General features: G+C 62.2%; 18 protein-coding genes. 9 read left to right on the top strand and 9 right to left on the bottom strand.

Annotation, left to right across the window (positions count from 1 at the left end):
- Positions 1-63 precede the first annotated feature (63 nt).
- Positions 64-621 carry a GNAT family N-acetyltransferase gene (locus tag ATY76_RS25960; protein WP_088677530.1) on the top strand — a complete coding sequence of 186 codons (558 nt, stop codon included), beginning with the start codon at positions 64-66 and terminating at the stop codon, positions 619-621.
- Between the two features lie 4 nt (positions 622-625).
- Here the strand turns inward: ATY76_RS25960 and ATY76_RS25955 are convergent, their stop codons facing one another.
- From ATY76_RS25955 to acnA, 3 genes are all read right to left on the bottom strand, one after another.
- Positions 626-1,027, bottom strand: a complete 402-nt coding sequence (locus ATY76_RS25955) for a DUF2794 domain-containing protein (protein WP_064805507.1) — start codon at positions 1,025-1,027, stop codon at positions 626-628.
- A gap of 313 nt (positions 1,028-1,340) precedes the next feature.
- Positions 1,341-2,081 (bottom strand): thioredoxin family protein, encoded by a 741-nt coding sequence (locus ATY76_RS25950; RefSeq protein WP_088677529.1) that lies wholly within the window; start codon positions 2,079-2,081, stop codon positions 1,341-1,343.
- Positions 2,082-2,315: 234 nt separating this feature from the next.
- Positions 2,316-5,006: an aconitate hydratase AcnA gene (acnA, locus tag ATY76_RS25945; protein WP_088677528.1), complete on the bottom strand. Its 2,691-nt coding sequence runs from the start codon at positions 5,004-5,006 to the stop codon at positions 2,316-2,318.
- 260 nt (positions 5,007-5,266) lie between these two features.
- On the opposite strand from acnA, the gene ccmA reads away from it, so the two are divergent.
- From ccmA to ATY76_RS25920, 5 genes are read left to right on the top strand one after another with little or no spacing between them, the layout of a single operon-like run.
- Positions 5,267-5,902, top strand: a complete 636-nt coding sequence (gene ccmA, locus ATY76_RS25940) for a heme ABC exporter ATP-binding protein CcmA (protein ID WP_088677527.1) — start codon at positions 5,267-5,269, stop codon at positions 5,900-5,902.
- Between the two features lie 52 nt (positions 5,903-5,954).
- The gene (gene ccmB / locus ATY76_RS25935; protein ID WP_088677526.1) at positions 5,955-6,614 is read left to right on the top strand and encodes a heme exporter protein CcmB; all 660 of its coding nucleotides are present in this window, start codon (positions 5,955-5,957) and stop codon (positions 6,612-6,614) included.
- 47 nt (positions 6,615-6,661) lie between these two features.
- The gene (locus tag ATY76_RS25930) at positions 6,662-7,423 is read left to right on the top strand and encodes a heme ABC transporter permease (RefSeq protein WP_088677525.1); all 762 of its coding nucleotides are present in this window, start codon (positions 6,662-6,664) and stop codon (positions 7,421-7,423) included.
- Positions 7,424-7,426: 3 nt separating this feature from the next.
- Complete coding sequence (gene ccmD, locus ATY76_RS25925; RefSeq protein WP_088677524.1) at positions 7,427-7,594, top strand: heme exporter protein CcmD; 168 nt, start codon at positions 7,427-7,429, stop codon at positions 7,592-7,594.
- The gene (locus tag ATY76_RS25920; RefSeq protein ID WP_088677523.1) at positions 7,591-8,199 is read left to right on the top strand and encodes a DsbE family thiol:disulfide interchange protein; all 609 of its coding nucleotides are present in this window, start codon (positions 7,591-7,593) and stop codon (positions 8,197-8,199) included. Before ccmD ends, ATY76_RS25920 begins: the two co-directional genes overlap by 4 nt.
- 7 nt (positions 8,200-8,206) lie before the next feature.
- Here ATY76_RS25920 and ATY76_RS25915 read toward each other — a convergent pair whose 3' ends face one another.
- The 6 genes from ATY76_RS25915 to ATY76_RS25890 form a co-directional block, all read right to left on the bottom strand.
- Positions 8,207-8,794, bottom strand: a complete 588-nt coding sequence (locus tag ATY76_RS25915) for a DUF2585 domain-containing protein (protein ID WP_088677522.1) — start codon at positions 8,792-8,794, stop codon at positions 8,207-8,209.
- Positions 8,791-9,435 (bottom strand): septation protein A, encoded by a 645-nt coding sequence (locus ATY76_RS25910; protein WP_088677521.1) that lies wholly within the window; start codon positions 9,433-9,435, stop codon positions 8,791-8,793. The genes ATY76_RS25915 and ATY76_RS25910 overlap by 4 nt, the downstream gene beginning before the upstream one ends.
- Positions 9,436-9,513: 78 nt before the next feature.
- Complete coding sequence (gene ftsY / locus ATY76_RS25905) at positions 9,514-11,091, bottom strand: signal recognition particle-docking protein FtsY (protein ID WP_088677520.1); 1,578 nt, start codon at positions 11,089-11,091, stop codon at positions 9,514-9,516.
- Between the two features lie 16 nt (positions 11,092-11,107).
- Positions 11,108-12,379 (bottom strand): tRNA (N(6)-L-threonylcarbamoyladenosine(37)-C(2))-methylthiotransferase MtaB, encoded by a 1,272-nt coding sequence (mtaB, locus tag ATY76_RS25900; protein ID WP_088677519.1) that lies wholly within the window; start codon positions 12,377-12,379, stop codon positions 11,108-11,110.
- Entirely contained in the window at positions 12,376-13,281 is a 906-nt protein-coding gene (dapF, locus tag ATY76_RS25895) for a diaminopimelate epimerase (protein ID WP_088677518.1), read from the bottom strand. The genes mtaB and dapF overlap by 4 nt, the downstream gene beginning before the upstream one ends.
- Before the next feature lie 111 nt (positions 13,282-13,392).
- Complete coding sequence (locus ATY76_RS25890) at positions 13,393-13,596, bottom strand: hypothetical protein (RefSeq protein WP_088677710.1); 204 nt, start codon at positions 13,594-13,596, stop codon at positions 13,393-13,395.
- A gap of 421 nt (positions 13,597-14,017) precedes the next feature.
- Between ATY76_RS25890 and ffh the strand changes: the two genes are divergently transcribed.
- The 3 genes from ffh to rpsP are packed head-to-tail and all read left to right on the top strand — an operon-like array spanning position 14,018 to position 16,347.
- On the top strand, positions 14,018-15,589 hold the full coding sequence (ffh, locus tag ATY76_RS25885; protein WP_088677517.1) for a signal recognition particle protein: 1,572 nt from the start codon (positions 14,018-14,020) through the stop codon (positions 15,587-15,589).
- A 16-nt stretch (positions 15,590-15,605) separates the two neighbouring features.
- Positions 15,606-15,926 (top strand): chorismate mutase, encoded by a 321-nt coding sequence (locus ATY76_RS25880; RefSeq protein WP_088677516.1) that lies wholly within the window; start codon positions 15,606-15,608, stop codon positions 15,924-15,926.
- A gap of 49 nt (positions 15,927-15,975) precedes the next feature.
- Positions 15,976-16,347, top strand: a complete 372-nt coding sequence (gene rpsP, locus ATY76_RS25875; protein WP_037116834.1) for a 30S ribosomal protein S16 — start codon at positions 15,976-15,978, stop codon at positions 16,345-16,347.
- Positions 16,348-16,456 lie beyond the last annotated feature (109 nt).

The raw sequence follows: 16,456 nt of genomic DNA, 5'->3' as shown, positions 1-16,456 counted from the left end.
GTTGCACTGGTTTCGCAGGAATGGTTTTAGAGGAGCCTGCCCCGCCGCTGGACCAGCCGCCCGATGTCTTTCTTTCTGCGCGACGCCTCGCAAGCCGATATCCCCGCCATTACCGATATCTATCGTGAATCCGTCCTGAACGGCACGTCGAGCTACGAGATCGCACCACCCTCCAAGGCCGAGATGATGCAGCGTTTCGCAGCGATCGTCGGCCAGCACTATCCCTACATCGCCGCAGCCGATACGAACGGAAACCTCCTTGGCTACGCCTATGCTTCGGCCTTCCGCACCCGCCCCGCCTATCGCTGGATGGTGGAGGATTCGATTTATCTGGCGCCTGAAGCTCGAGGCCGCGGCATCGGCAAGGCGCTGATGAATGAGCTGATCGACCGCTGCACCGCCCTCGGCTTTCGTCAGATGGTGGCCGTCATCGGCGGCGCAAGCCCTGCCTCGATCGCGCTTCATCTCAAGGCGGGTTTTGTGGAGGTCGGCCTGATGAAGGGCACCGGCTACAAGCACGGCCGCTGGCTCGACACGATGCTCATGCAGCGCAGTCTCGGCGAGGGCATGACGACCGATCCGGATCCGTCCGCCTATCCCGGCACGCTGTTCGCAGGCTGAGGACTTACTTGTCGACCAGCTTCAAGGCCTTGTCGAATACCTTGAGCACCTGGTTCAGCTCGTGCCCGCGTTTCAGGATCATGCCGTTGACGTTGATAACGGAATAGGCGCCTTGCTTGGCGGCGAGCTTCGGGTTCTTTTCGATCCGGAAGAGCGGCATTTCACCGGAACGCTTGAAGACGGAAAACACCGCCCTGTCCTTTAGATGATCGATGGCGTAATCGCGCCATTCCCCCTCGCCGACCATGCGGCCGTAGATCCAGAGGATCGCGTCCAGCTCGCGCCGGTGGAAGGTCACCGGAAGCGGGTCCTTGCTTTGTTTGTATTCCCTGAGATCGACGACGACTGAGGAACTATTGTCGACGGAGCGGCTTTCGCCGTGTCGCAAATCCGGCTGATCTGTCATCAGTCTCCCAAGGCCTCCGCTTGTGACAGGAGAGTGACAGTTTGCCCGAGCCGTCACAAATTGCAAGACCGCTGCCCGTCACATTCGGCCGCACCGCAGTCTCGCGTATGCGAGCGCAATGCCCTGGGGAGAGCCGACGCTTTCTCGGCAGCGCCGCATTTCAGTCAAAACAGCGCCTCATTTGCGGGGGATTTATGCATCCCGGTTTGGCGCCAGCGCGCCAAAGGGCCCGGCGGAGCGTATCGACCTTAACCCCAGCCCCGAATACGCTCGGCCGGGCCGCCCGGCACTTCATCCCTATCGGGATGAAATCTCAGATGTTTTTTCCCGCCATCACCACTGTCGCGCCAAGGATCTCGGCCGGATCGCCGTCAGCGGTCGCCGATTGCAGCAGGATCGCGCAGCCCTCGAGCTGCGGCCGCTGCAGGACAGTGGCCGGCAGCGTCAGATTGGTCGCCTTGCCGTCCCACATGCCGACCGTTTCGACATTCGTGACACTGTGCAGGTAGGAGATTTTCTTGCCGCTGTTCTCGCCCTTTTCGACGTCGATCGTCTTTTCCTTGTCGAAATAGACCATCACCACATTGGCCTTGCCCTGCCCCGCACCGATCTTGATTTCCAGCTCGTCGCCGCGCATCGCGGCGCTGATCGGAATGGTCAGCCCATTGCCTTCGCTGCTGTAACTGTCGATCTTGCTGTTGATGCCGTTGAGATCGGCGCCGGCAAGATGACCGCGTCCATTGACGATGGCCTGCGGCGTATAGACGTTGCTGCGGCCCATGGCCCTGGCATAGCCATATTGCCGCTCGGTGTTTTCCTTCGAGCTCAGCGTGTCGGCCCAGCCGAGATAATTCCAATAGTCTATGTGGTAGGCGAGCGCGATGACGTCGCCCTGGTCCACCAGCTTGCGGAAGGCGGCGTCAGCGGGAGGACAGGAGGAGCAGCCCTGCGAGGTGAAAAGTTCGACGACGCCTTTCGGCGTGCCGTCTTCGGCATGCAGCGAGCCTGCGAGAACAACGCCGGCGATCAGCGGAATCAAAAAACGGGGGGACATTCACCTGCACCTCTTTTTCAGCGTCGCCGGCGTGTTGGGAGCCGGAGGCCCTGACATATGAACGTACGAATAATCCTTCCGGGTCCAAACGAAAAGTCACGAACGGGTGAGACGTAGCTCGGCGGGAATGCGCTTGAAACAAATCATCGTGAGCCTGCCCGAATACTGTTGCCGCAAAGAAAAGCCGCCGGAAATTGCTCTCCGGCGGCCATTATCATAGCAAGCTGTTAACAATCAGGCAGCGAGATCGCGCAGAACCGTCTGCAGGATGCCGCCATTGTTGAGGTAGATCACCTCGTCGAGCGTATCGACGCGCGACAGCAGCGGAACTTCCTTCACGGAGCCGTCGCCATAGGTGATCTTGGCAATCTTCCGCTCGCGCGGTTTGATCTTGTCCAGGCCCTCGATGGTGACGAGCTCGTCGCCCTTGAGGCCGAGGCTCTGCCAGGTCGTGCCCTCTTCGAAGACGAAGGGGATGACGCCCATGCCGACCAGGTTCGAGCGATGGATACGCTCGAAGGACTGGGCGATCACCGCCTTGACGCCGAGCAGGTTGGTGCCCTTGGCAGCCCAGTCGCGCGACGAGCCGTTGCCATATTCGACACCGGCGAAGATGACGAGCGGCACACCTTCGGACTTGTACTGCATGGCGGCGTCGTAGATCGAGGTCTCTTCCTTCGACGGATAGTGGATGGTGTAGCCACCTTCCTTGCCGTTCGGGCCGAGCATGTGGTTGCGGATGCGGATGTTGGCGAAGGTGCCGCGCATCATCACTTCATGATTGCCGCGGCGCGTGCCGTACTGGTTGAAGTCGGCCACCGCGACGTCATGGCCGATGAGATAGGCGCCCGCCGGCGATGCTGCCTTGATCGAACCGGCCGGAGAGATGTGGTCGGTGGTGATCTTGTCGCCGAACAGGCCGAGGACGCGGGCGCCCTTGATATCGGACACGCCGGTGCCTTTCTTGCCCATGCCGACGAAGTAAGGCGGGTTCTGGACATAAGTCGAATTATCATCCCAGGCATAGGTCTGGCCCGGAGGAACCTGAACGGCCTGCCAGTTGACGTCGCCCTTGAAGACGTCGGCGTACTTGGATTCATAGAGCTCGCGGGTGACGTACTTCTGGATGAACTCCTGCACTTCGTGCGAGGTCGGCCAGATATCCTTGAGATAGACCGGCTTGCCGTTCTGGTCTTCGCCGATCGGTTCCTTGGTCAGGTCCTTCTGCACCGTACCGGCGAGCGCATAAGCGACGACGAGTGGCGGCGAAGCGAGGTAGTTCGCCTGGACGTCAGGCGAGATACGGCCTTCGAAGTTGCGGTTGCCGGAGAGCACGCCTGATACGATCAGGCCCTTGTCGTTGATCGTCTTCGAGATCGGCGCCGGCAGCGGGCCGGAATTGCCGATGCAGGTCGTGCAGCCGAAGCCGACGAGATTGAAGCCGAGCTTGTCGAGATCGGCCTGCAAGCCGGACTTGGCAAGATATTCACCGACGACCTGCGATCCCGGGGCGAGCGAGGTCTTGACCCACGGCTTGGTCTTCAGGCCCTTGGCAACGGCGTTGCGGGCGAGAAGGCCGGCGGCGATCAGCACCGACGGGTTCGACGTGTTGGTGCAGGAGGTGATGGCGGCAATCGCCACGTCGCCATGGCCGAGATCGAAATCCGTGCCTTCGACCGCATAGCGGTTGGCAAGCTGGCCGGGCTTCTTGTAGTCGGCATCCATCGAACCGGCGAAGCCGGAAGCGATGTTTTCGAGCGCGATGCGGCCTTCCGGACGCTTCGGGCCGGCCATCGACGGCACGACGTCGCAGAGGTCGAGCTCCAGCGTATCGGTGAAGACGAGATCGGAACCGTCGCCTTCGCGCCACATGCCCTGGGCCTTCGAATAGGCTTCGACCAGCGCGATCCGGTCATGCGTGCGGCCGGACATGGTGAGGTAGTTGATGGTTTCGCCGTCGACGGGGAAGAAGCCGCATGTGGCGCCGTATTCCGGACCCATGTTGCCGATCGTCGCGCGGTCGGCGAGCGGCATGTTGTCCATGCCCGGGCCGAAGAACTCGACGAACTTGGAAACGACGCCCTTCTTGCGCAGCATCTGCACGACGGTCAGAACGAGGTCGGTCGCGGTGACGCCTTCCTTGAGCTTGCCGGTCAGCTTGAAGCCGATGACCTCAGGCAGAAGCATCGAAACCGGCTGGCCGAGCATGGCCGCTTCCGCTTCGATACCGCCGACGCCCCAACCGAGAACGCCAAGACCGTTGATCATCGTCGTGTGGCTGTCGGTGCCGACGCAGGTATCGGGATAGGCGATCGTCTCGCCGTCCTCTTCCTTGGTCCAGACGGTCTGGCCGAGATATTCGAGGTTGACCTGGTGACAGATGCCGGTGCCGGGAGGAACGACGCGAAAATTCTTGAAGGCCTGCTGGCCCCACTTCAGGAAGCGGTAGCGCTCGCCGTTGCGCTGATATTCCAGCTCGACGTTCTTGGCGAAAGCCTGCGGCGTACCGAATTCGTCGACGATGACGGAGTGGTCGATGACGAGATCGACGGGAACGAGCGGGTTGATCTTCTCGGGATCACCGCCGAGCGACACCATCGCGTCGCGCATTGCGGCAAGGTCGACGACGGCGGGAACGCCGGTGAAGTCCTGCATCAGCACGCGCGCCGGGCGATAGGCGATTTCGTTTTCGACCGCACCCTTGTTGTTCAGCCACTCGGCAACGGCCTGGATGTGCTCCTTGGTGACCGACTGGCCATCTTCGAAGCGCAGCAGGTTTTCGAGCAGCACCTTCATCGAATAAGGGAGCTTCGATACGCCGGCCAGACCGTTTGCCTCAGCCTTGGGCAGGCTGTAATAGACATAGGCCTTCCCGTTCACGGAAAGCGTGGAACGACAATTGAAACTGTCAAGAGATTTAGACACGAGAAACCCCGTTCTGATAGCCAACACAGTCGTGCGAACGCCTATGCACTTAATGCACATCAGGATGCGGGTACGGCCATTTCCGCTGTCCGCACGTGGAACAGACGCTCCAAGTTCGGCGCAAGGATGAAATTCACGCCGACCGCTGGCGTGGTTGCCGGTCTTATAGATAATTTCCTAAAAACTTGCCATACCCGAGCACGATCAAAACGGACATTTTTTGACCCCGCCGGAAGCCGCAACGAAGAAAGAGCAGACGCATGCATCTCACCGCCGAAAATCTGGCTGCAAGGCGCGGTGAAGATCTCATTTTCGTTAACGTTTCCTTTCACTTGGCGGCAGGAGAAGCGCTTGTCCTGACCGGCAAAAATGGATCGGGAAAGTCCACTTTACTGCGCGTTGCCGCCGGTCTTCTCAGGCCGGAAATGGGCACGGTGATCTTGCATGACGAAGAGAGCCCGCAGGGCCGTCGTCCCGGCGAGGTCAGCCACTACCTCGGCCATCGAAATGCAATGAAGAATGAACTTACAGTTGCAGAGAATCTGGATTTCTGGCGGAGCTTTCTCGGCAATGCCGGCCTCGCCACAGAGGACGCCGCCGAGGCTGTCGGCCTTTCCGGAATCACCCATCTCCCCTTCGCCTATCTCTCCGCCGGCCAGCAGCGCCGATTCGCCTTCGCCAAGCTCCTCGTCGCCCACCGCCCCGTCTGGATCCTCGACGAACCCACAGCGGCACTGGATGCCAGCGCCGACAGGCTATTTGCAGGATTGATCGAGGCGCATCTGGCAAGGGGCGGCATCGTGCTGGCAGCGACACATCAGCCGCTGGGACTGAAAAATGCGCGGGAATTGAAGATGACGGGCTTTGCGGGTGTGGATCAGGGGATGTGGGGATGATGGTTGTCGGTGTCGCTACCCCCTCCACCACGCACGCAGAGAGCCACTCCGCATGACCGCCCTCTTCCTCCGCGATCTCAAGCTCTCGATCCGCGCCGGCGGCGGTGCGCTGATCGGCGTGCTGTTCTTCCTGACGGTCGTCGCCGTCATCCCTTTCGGCGTCGGCCCCGATCTCAAGCTGCTTTCCCGTATCGGCCCTGCCATCGTCTGGATTGGCGCGCTGCTTGCCGCCCTTCTCGGGCTCGACCGCCTGTTTCAGGCCGAGCGCGACGACGGCTCGCTCGATCTGATGCTGATGCAGGAAACGCCGCTCGTCCTCACCATCCTCGTCAAATGCTTCGCCCACTGGACGGCCACCAGCCTGCCGCTGGTCATCGCCTCGCCGCTGCTCGGCCTGTTCATGAACATGGACGAGACGGCGATCGGCGCCACCATGCTGACCCTCTTCGTCGGCTCGCCTGCCATCACCTTCATCGGCGCCGTCGGCGCTGCCGTCGCCGTCGCCCTGCCCCGCGGCGGCCTGCTGGTCTCGATCCTCGTGCTGCCACTGACCATCCCCGTGCTGATCTTCGGCGTCAGCGCCACCTATGCCGCGGTCGAGGAGCCGGCGCCGTTCCTGCCGCCCTTCCTGATCCTCATCGCGCTCACACTCTTCTTCGCGGTCGTCGGCCCGGCCGCCGCCGCCCTTGCACTACGAAACACGGCGGATTGATTGGCATTCGATTGCGGGAAAAGCCGGATCAAGGTAAGGAAGCGCTCATGAGCCAAACGAGCCTTGCCATCAGCAAATTCAGCGATCTCGCCAACCCGACGCGGTTTCTGGCGCTGGCGGCGCGCATCATTCCCTGGATGGCCGGCATCACCGCCCTCTGTTTCGCAGTGGGTCTTTATCTGAGCTTCGCCACCGAAGGCGATTACCAGCAGGGTGAGACCGTGCGCATCATGTATGTCCACGTTCCCGCCGCCTGGCTTTCGATGATGTGCTACACGGTGATGAGCATCTCCGCGATCGGCACGCTCGTCTGGCGCCATCCGCTCGCCGATGTTTCCGCCAAGGCCGCAGCACCGCTCGGCGCCGCCTTCACCCTGCTCGCGCTCGTCACCGGCTCGCTCTGGGGCAAGCCGATGTGGGGCACCTGGTGGGTCTGGGATGCCAGGCTGACCTCCGTCTTCATCCTCTTCCTGATGTATCTCGGCCTGATTGCGCTCGGACGCGCCATCGACGATCCGTCGAAGGCCGCGCGCGTCTCCGCCGTGCTCATCCTCGTCGGCTTCGTCAACATCCCGATCATCAAATTCTCGGTCGATTGGTGGAACACCCTGCATCAGCCGGCAAGCGTCATGCGTCTCGACGGGCCGGCGATCGATCCGGAATTTCTTCGCCCGCTCTTCGTCATGGCGATCGCCTTCACGCTGCTCTTCTTCACGCTGCACGTCATGGCAATGAGAAACGAGATCTGGCGCCGCCGCATCGCCGCCCAGCGCCGTCTCGCCGCCCGCATGGCCAGCCGGGAGGAATAGGCTGTGACGCATGCCTTTTATGTCTACGCATCCTACGGCTTTGCAGCGCTCGTCGTGGCCGCCGTCATCCTGTGGACCTGGGCAGACGGCCGGGCGCGCCGCCGGGAACTCGCAGCCCTCGAAGCCGCCGGCATCCGCCGCCGCTCGGCGCGCGCAAGGGACGGCGAATGAGCGAGACGCCTGAAACCAAGACCACCAAGCCGCGTGGATTTGCCAGCTATGCGCTGGCGCTTCTTCCGCTCCTCGTCTTCGGCGGCATTGCGGCGACGGCCGCCAAGATGCTCTACGACCAGGATTTCCACGGCAAAAACATCGCCGAAATCCCTTCCGCCCTGATCGGCACCAAGGCGCCGTCGCTGAACCTTGCGCCGCTCGACGGTTCGAACCTGCCGGCGCTGACCGACGCCGCGGTCAAAGGCAAGCTGACGCTGGTCAATGTCTTCGCCTCATGGTGCGTTCCCTGCCGCGACGAACATCCTATTCTGAAGGATCTGGCGAAAGACGGGCGGCTGAACATCGTAGCCATCAATTACAAGGACAAGAACGAGAACGCCCTGCGTTTCCTCGGCGAACTCGGCAATCCCTACCAGGCGATCGGCGTCGATCCCAATGGCAAGGCGGCGATCGACTGGGGCGTTTACGGCATTCCGGAAAGCTACCTCGTCGGCCCCGATGGTAGGATCCTCTACAAACGCGTCGGCCCCTTCGACGACATCAGCCTGAAGGAAGGGCTGTTTCCAGCGATGGAAAAAGCGCTGGGGAAGCCGGCTTCGTAATTATCACCTATAGCCCACCCTGCCAGACCTTGATCGCCTCCATCGGCCAAATCAGCATCACCACGTTGAGCGTCAGATTGTCCCGGATTACATAACCGGTGAAAATCTCGAAGAAGATGGCAATCGCCACCGTCAGCGCCACCGGTGCGCGCCAGGCAAAGAAGAAGCCGAGGCACATGAAGGCGGTGTCCATTGCCGAATTCAGGATGCTGTCGCCGTAATAATCCAGCGCGATCGTCGCCGTCCGGTAGCGGTCGATGATGAGAGGTGAATTTTCCAGGAGTTCCCAGGCGGATTCGATGAACAGCGCCATCAACAGCTTTGCCGCCAGCGGTTTGCGGCGCAGGACTAGGTGGCTGAGCCCGTAGAACAGGAAGCCGTGTATGATGTGCGACGGCGTGTACCAGTCCGACAGATGCTGCGAATTGCCGCTGGTATTGACCCCGCCCTCCCACAGCTTGACATAGCCGCAGGCGCAGATCGGCACGCGGCCCATCATATATTCGGCGACGATCTGGGCGACCAGCACTGCGAGGCAGGCGACGAACCAGAAGCTCTGGTGTCTCACACGATATTCGGCTTCTGCAGTGCTCATTTTTCGCCGTCCGTCTCCGGGTTGAGGCTATGCTTGAGCACCAGCGGCATCTGCGCCAGGGTGAAGATGATGGTGATCGGCATCGTGCCCCAGACCTTGAAGGCCACCCAGGTATCGTCCGAAAAATTGCGCCAGACGACTTCGTTCAGTACCGCGAGGAACAGGAAGAAGACGCCCCAGCGGATGGTCAGCTTGCGCCAGCCTTCGGCATCGAGCTGGAAGGCGGCGTTGAAGACATAGCCGAGCAGCGACCGGCCGAAGGCGAGCCCGCCAAGCAGGACGACCCCGAAAAGCGCGTTGACGATAGTCGGCTTCATCTTGATGAAGGTCTCGTTCTGCAGCCAGATCGAGAGCGAGCCGAAGATGACGACGACGATGCCTGAGACGAAAGGCATGATCGGCAGATGGCCGAGCACGACCTTGGAAACGGAGAGCGAAATGACCGTCGCCCCCATGAAGAGCGCGGTCGCGACGAAGAGCGGGCCGCCCAGTTCGGAGAGAGCCGGAAATTTCTCCACCAGCCACTGACCGCGCAGGTTGGCAAAGAAGAAGATCATCAGCGGCCCGAGTTCCAGCGCCAGTTTCAGCATCGGATGATGGCGGTCGGCCGCGCTCGGCGTGATATCGCTTTCGGTGGTCATGCGTTCTTCGAACCTGCTACTTCTAAAAATTCGTTTCCCGAGCGTCCCTTGCAGGCCTTCGGCGGCTTATCTGTGGCATCATTGGGGAAGCCCGGCAATGGCATGGGCGAAATCCTCGGCCTCGAACGGCTCCAGATCGTCGACACCCTCGCCGACGCCGATGAAGTAGACCGGCAGCTTGTGCTTGGCGGAGATGGCCACAAGAATGCCGCCCCGCGCCGTGCCGTCGAGCTTGGTCATGATCAGCCCGTTGACGCCGGCGACATTGCGGAAGATCTCGACTTGGCTCAGCGCATTCTGGCCCGTCGTGGCGTCGAGCGTCTGCAGCACCGTATGCGGCGCATCGGGATCGAGCTTGCCGAGCACGCGCACGATCTTCTCGAGCTCGGCCATCAGCTCGGCCTTGTTCTGCAGTCGGCCGGCCGTGTCGACGATCAGCACGTCACACTTTTGGGCCTTCGCCTGCTCGAAGGCATCATAGGCAAGGCCGGCAGCATCGGCGCCAAGCTTGGTGCCGATGAATTCGGAATTGGTCCGCTCGGCCCAGATCTTCAGCTGCTCGATCGCCGCCGCGCGGAACGTATCGCCGGCTGCCAGCATCACCTTCAACCCGGCGCCGGAAAGCTTCGCCGCGAGCTTGCCGATCGTCGTCGTCTTGCCGGTGCCGTTGACGCCGACAACGAGGATGACATGCGGCTTGTGCGAGAGGTCGAGCTGCAACGGCTTGGCGACCGGCTTCAAAACCTTGGCGATTTCGGACGCCATGATGCGGCTGACATCCTCGCCGGTGACGTCCTTGCCGTAGCGCTCGGAAGCCAGCGTATCGGTGACGCGCAGCGCCGTCTCGACGCCGAGATCGGCCTGGATCAGCAGGTCTTCGAGATCCTGCAGCGTCTCGTCGTCGAGTTTGCGCTTGGTAAAGAGCGCAGTGATCTGGCCGGTCAGCTGCGAGGAGGTGCGCGCAAGGCCGTTGCGCAGCCGCTGGAACCAGCTGAGTTTCGCCTGCGGGACTACAGCTTGCGGTTCGACGACTGCAGGGCCAGTGGCGAAGCCTTTTGGGAGGATGGGCTCGACGGCTGGCGCCGGCTCTATCGGCTCCGATGGCGGCAGGGGCGTTTCGGCGGAAAGCTCGCGATCTGTGGCTTCCCCCCCTACCCTGCCGGGCACCCCCCCCACAGGTGGGGGGAAACTAGCGGCGATGGCCTCCGCCACATTGACGGCATCATCCGCAGCAGCCGGCTCACTCTCCACATCTGCGGGCGCACTCTCTAAATCTATTGATTGGCGAGCGGCATCCAACTGCTCAGTCCCCCCACCTGTGGGGGGGACGCCCGGCAGGGTAGGGGGGGCATCTTGCTCCGCCTCCGCCTCAGCCTCCAGCAGCGACAACGGCACGACGCCCATGTCGCCCAGATGATCGGCCGGCGGCAGCACTTCGGTTTCGGCGTCGACAGATTCCGGCTCTAGCCACGCTTCATCGACATCCGCCGCCGGCCGGCCAGCCGTATCCATTTCCTCGGGCAGAACCGGATCATCCGCGACCGGCAGATCTTCATCGTGTGAACGCCGCTCCAGCTCCTTGTCGACCGCATCGGGCACGGGCTCTTCAGCCGGCTTGCCGAAGGTGAAGACCTTTTTGATGAAACTGAGCGCCATGAGAATTCCGTGAAAGTCAGGCCGCTGCGGCCATCAATTGCATGTCGAGATGCTTGCCATTGTGGCCGGTGATGGTGGCCGGCACAAGTTCGCCGGGGCGGAGGCCGGCGGCTGCGACCAGCGTGAAGTTCTCCGTATGCGCCAGGCCGTTGTTTTCGACAAGCAGCCATTGCCGGGTTCCGACCATGCCGTCGAGATGGGACTGATGGAGCTTATGTCCAGTGGCGCGCAGCCGGGCAGCGCGATCCTTGACCAGCGACCGGTCGAGCTGCGGCATGCGGGCGGCCGGCGTGCCGGGACGCGGGCTGTAGGGGAAAACATGCAGATGCGCGATGCCGGCCTCTTCGGCGAGCCGCACGGCATTGCCGAACATCTCTTCCGTTTCCGTCGGGAAGCCGGCGATCATATCGGCGCCGAAGCTCATTTCGGGGCGCAGGCGGCGCGCATCCTCGATGAAGCGTAGCGCATCGGCGCGCGAATGCCGGCGCTTCATCCGCTTCAGGATCATGTCGTCGCCATGCTGCAGCGACAGATGCAGATGCGGCATGAAACGCGGCTCGTCGGCGATGAGGTCCATCAGATGGGCATCGGCCTCGATGCTGTCGATCGACGAAAGCCTGAGCCGGTTTATATCCGGAAGCTGTTTCAGCAGCGTCTTAGCCAGAAGCCCGAGCGTCGGCGCGCCCGGCAGATCGCCGCCGTAACTGGTGGCGTCGACGCCGGTCAGGACGATCTCGCGATAACCGCTGTCGACAAGCTTGCGGGCCTGATCGACGACGGCTCCCATCGGCACCGAGCGGGAATTGCCGCGGCCATAGGGGATGATGCAGAAGGTGCAGCGGTGGTCGCAGCCGTTCTGCACCTGGATGAAGGCGCGCACATGGCCGTCGATGTGCCTGACCATCTGCGGCGCCGTCGCCTTGACGCTCATGATGTCATTGACACGCAGCTTCTCTTCGGCCGCAACGCCGAAATCCGGCAGGCTGCGATAGGATGCGCTCGAAAGCTTCTCCTCGTTGCCGAGCACGGCATCGACCTCCGCCATGGCGGCAAAAGTTTCTTTTTCCGTCTGCGCGGCGCAGCCGGTGACGATGATGCGGGCATGCGGATTGTCGCGCCGCGCCCGGCGGATCGCCTGGCGGGCCTGGCGCACGGCCTCGCCGGTCACGGCACAGGTATTGACGAGGACGGCATTGTTGAGCCCCGCCTTTTCGGCCTGCGCCTTCATCACTTCGGATTCATATGTGTTGAGGCGGCAGCCGAAGGTAATGACCTCGATGCCGCTCACTGCGCCTCGGCTCCCCGGTCCGCATCGCGCGACCATAAGCCGGTCGAAGGATCGAGCCTGCCAGACCATTCCCATTCGGCCGGACCGGTCATGATGACGTGATCGTCGCGCTCGCGCCATTCGATCGAAAGTGTCGCCGGCGGTTTGGCGCTCGCCACGTTGATCGTCACCGTGCGGCCGGTGCGGCCGGTGCGCGCGGCGCTGACGGCGGCGGAACAAGCGGCCGAGCCGCAGGCGAGCGTCAGTCCTGCGCCGCGCTCCCAGGTGCGCGTCGTCATCGACGTCGGCGAGGTCACCTGCGCCAAGGTGATGTTGGCGCGCTCCGGAAACATCGGATGGTTTTCCAGCAGCGGCCCGAAGCGGGCGAGATCATAGGACATCACGTCCTTGTCCACCCAGAAGATCGCATGTGGGTTGCCCATCGACATGGCGGAAGGCGAATGCAGCACCGGATTGTCGATCGGGCCGATTTGCAGCTCGATGCGGCTGGTATCGTGGAATTCTTCCGAGAGCGGGATCTTGTCCCAATCGAAAACCGGCCGGCCCATATCGACGGAAATCGTCCCGTCCTCGTGCTCGACGGCATTGAGGATGCCGGCGACGGTCTGGAAGGTGAAGGTCTTCCGGCCGGTCTCGGCGGCCAGCGCCTGCACGACGCATCGCGTGCCGTTGCCGCAGGCCTGCGCCTTCGACCCGTCGGAATTCAGGATATCGATGAAGGCATCGGTGCCGTCAGCCTTCGGATCATGGATCGCCATGATCTGATCGAACTCGGTCTCAGGATCCGCATTGAGCGCGACCGCCGCTACGGGTGTCACCCTGTCCGGCCGCCCACGCATGTCGACGACCAGGATCTTGTTGCCAAGCCCGTTCATCCTTGCGAATTCGACTGTTGCGCTCATGGTATATTCCGTCCGTCTTTCCGTTGTATATGGCGGAAATGCGAAGGAATTACCAGTGGGTGAGTACCGCGCAGGCGCTGCAGCCGGCTGAGTCTTGAAACCGCCCGGCTTCTACCGCTGCCCGCCTTCGGCTTCGAAGGACCCCGCATGCGCCTCGACGATCGCGGCGGTGATGACCTTTCTCAGCTCGTAGACCATGGAGCGGGACCGTTTGCGATCCAGATCCTGTGCCGCCTTTGCCAGATTCAGGCCTTCGTTCAGAACAATATGATGGGCCCGTGCCAGCGCCCAGCTTTCAATATCAGCATTGATCATCGATATCTCCGCCGGATCATCCGGCATCAAGGATATTCACGAATCATTTTACAGGATGCACTTAAGGAGAAAGTAGAATCACAAGCAGAATATTTTGCAACTGGCCTCTACAGCGATTTGGACTGCGGACTGGAATTTTTAGTGCGTCGCGCCCACTTCGTGCGGCGTCTGAAAAGCCCGCCATGCGGTCATTCCGCGTATTCGCCTTGACTTTCCCGGCGCTTTCCTGTTTATCGCGCCCAATCCGCGACGAGCCGCATGACTCCGAGCCGCCGACCGGGACTTCGAGATCCCGGAGGTCAACACCCGACAGCGCGATGCGCCCTCGGGTGCTTTTTGGCTTTGCGTCTTGTTTTCGTCAAGGAAAAGCACGACGTTTCGGGCAGATCGAACCCGTCCGAAACGTATCAAGGAAGAGCCGATGTTTGAAAACCTCCAGGACCGTCTTGGATCCATTCTGAATGGACTGACAGGCCGTGGCGCGCTTTCGGAAGCCGATGTTTCCGCAGCGCTGCGTGAGGTTCGCCGTGCGCTGCTGGAAGCCGACGTCGCCCTCGACGTCGTTCGCTCCTTCACCGACCGCGTGCGTGAAAAGGCCGTCGGCGCCGAGATTCTGAAGTCGATCAAGCCCGGCCAGATGGTCGTCAAGATCGTCCATGACGAGTTGATCGAGATGCTGGGCGGCGAAGGCGTCGGCATCGACCTGCATGCGCCCGCCCCCGTCGTCGTCATGATGGTCGGCCTGCAGGGCTCCGGCAAGACCACAACGACGGCCAAGATCGCCAATCGCCTGTCGACGCGCGAGAAGAAGAAAGTGCTGATGGCGTCGCTCGACACGCGCCGTCCGGCAGCCCAGGAGCAGCTTCGCCAGCTCGGCGCCCAGGCCAGCATCGACACACTGCCAATCATCGCCGGCCAGTCGCCGACCGATATCGCCGCCCGCGCCGTACAGGCGGCCAGGCTCGGCGGCCATGATGTGGTCATCCTCGACACCGCCGGCCGCACGCATATCGACGAGCCCTTGATGGTCGAAATGGCCGACATCAAGAAGAAGTCGAACCCGCACGAAATCCTGCTGGTCGCCGATAGCTTGACCGGCCAGGACGCCGTCAACCTCGCCCGCAACTTCGACGAACGCGTCGGCATCACCGGCCTCGTGCTGACCCGCATGGACGGCGACGGCCGCGGCGGTGCCGCCCTTTCGATGCGCGCCGTTACCGGCAAGCCGATCAAGCTGATCGGCGTCGGCGAGAAGATGAGCGAGCTCGAGGAGTTCCATCCCCGCCGTATCGCCGACCGCATCCTCGGCATGGGCGATATCGTCTCGCTCGTCGAGCGCGCCGCCGAAAACATCGACGCCGAAAAGGCGGCCGCCATGGCCGCCAAGATGGCCAAGGGAAAGTTCGATCTCAACGACCTCGCCGATCAGCTGCGCCAGATGCAGAAGATGGGCGGTATGGGCGGCATCATGGGCATGATGCCCGGCATGGCCGGTATGAAGGACAAGATGGCCGCCGCCGGCCTCGACGACAAGCTTTTCGGCCGCCAGATCGCCATCATCCAGTCGATGACCAAGGCCGAGCGCGCCAATCCCGACCTGCTCAAGCATTCGCGCAAGAAGCGCATCGCCGCCGGCTCCGGTACCGATGCCGCCGCCATCAACAAGCTTCTGAAAATGCACCGCCAGATGGCCGACATGATGAAGATGATGGGCGGCAAGGGCAAAGGCGGCATGATGAAGCAGATGATGGGCGGCCTTGCCGGCAAGATGGGGCTTGGCGGCATGGGCGGCATGCCCGATCTCTCGAACATCGACCCGAAACAGCTCGAAGCGCTGCAGAAGCAGGCGGAAGCCGCGGGTTTGGGAAAGCCGGGTGGGGGTATGCCCGGTCTCGGCGGCCTGCCGGGTGGTTTGCCGGGCCTTGGCGGCGCCAAGCTGCCGGGTCTCGGAGGTGGTTTCCCGGGATTGCCCGGCTTGCCGAAGAAGAAGTGAAAGGATCGCTTGCCCCATGATTGATCCAGCCGTCAAAGCCCAGCTCGCGAGCTATCGCCAGTCGATCGACAATATCGATGCCGCTCTCGTGCACATGCTGGCCGAACGCTTCCGCTGCACCAAAGAGGTCGGCGTGCTGAAGGCCAAATACAATCTGCCGCCGGCCGACCCGGCGCGCGAGGAATACCAGATCGAACGCCTTCGCCAGCTGGCGAAAGCCGCCAATCTGGACCCGGATTTCGCCGAGAAGTTCCTGAACTTCGTCATCAAGGAAGTCATCCGGCATCATGAGCAGATCGCTGCGGATCACGCTGAACAGAGCGCCGCAGCCCGATAACCATTACCGCCTCACGAAGCGGTCAAGAAAAGCCTAAGGAGTAAAGAACATGGCACTGAAAATTCGTCTCGCCCGCGGTGGCTCCAAGAAGCGTCCGTACTACCACGTCGTTCTCGCCGATGCGCGCAGCCCGCGTGACGGCCGCTTCCTCGAAAACCTCGGCTCCTGGAACCCGATGCTCGCCAAGGACGACGAGAAGCGCGTTCAGCTGAACGCCGAGCGCATCAAGCACTGGCTCGACAACGGCGCCCAGCCGACCGACCGCGTTCTGCGCTTCCTCGATGAAGCCGGCGTTGCCAAGCGCGAAGCCAAGAACAACCCGGTCAAGGCAAAGCCGGGCAAGCGCGCCCAGGAACGCGCCGCCGAAAAGGCTCAGAAGGCCGCTGACGCTGCAGCTGCTGCTGCCGACGCCGCGGAATAATCGGGACCTTTCCCTACCAGGCGGGCGGCATGGCAACATGCCGCCCGTTTTCGTTTCCAATCGCCCGCACTTCGTTTATGAGAGGCCTGTCTTTCCGGCTTCACATGAA

Origin of the sequence: Rhizobium sp. R339 (assembly GCF_002211395.1) — a bacterium.
Taxonomy (GTDB): domain Bacteria; phylum Pseudomonadota; class Alphaproteobacteria; order Rhizobiales; family Rhizobiaceae; genus Rhizobium.
This window is presented reverse-complemented; position numbering and strand designations above follow the sequence as displayed.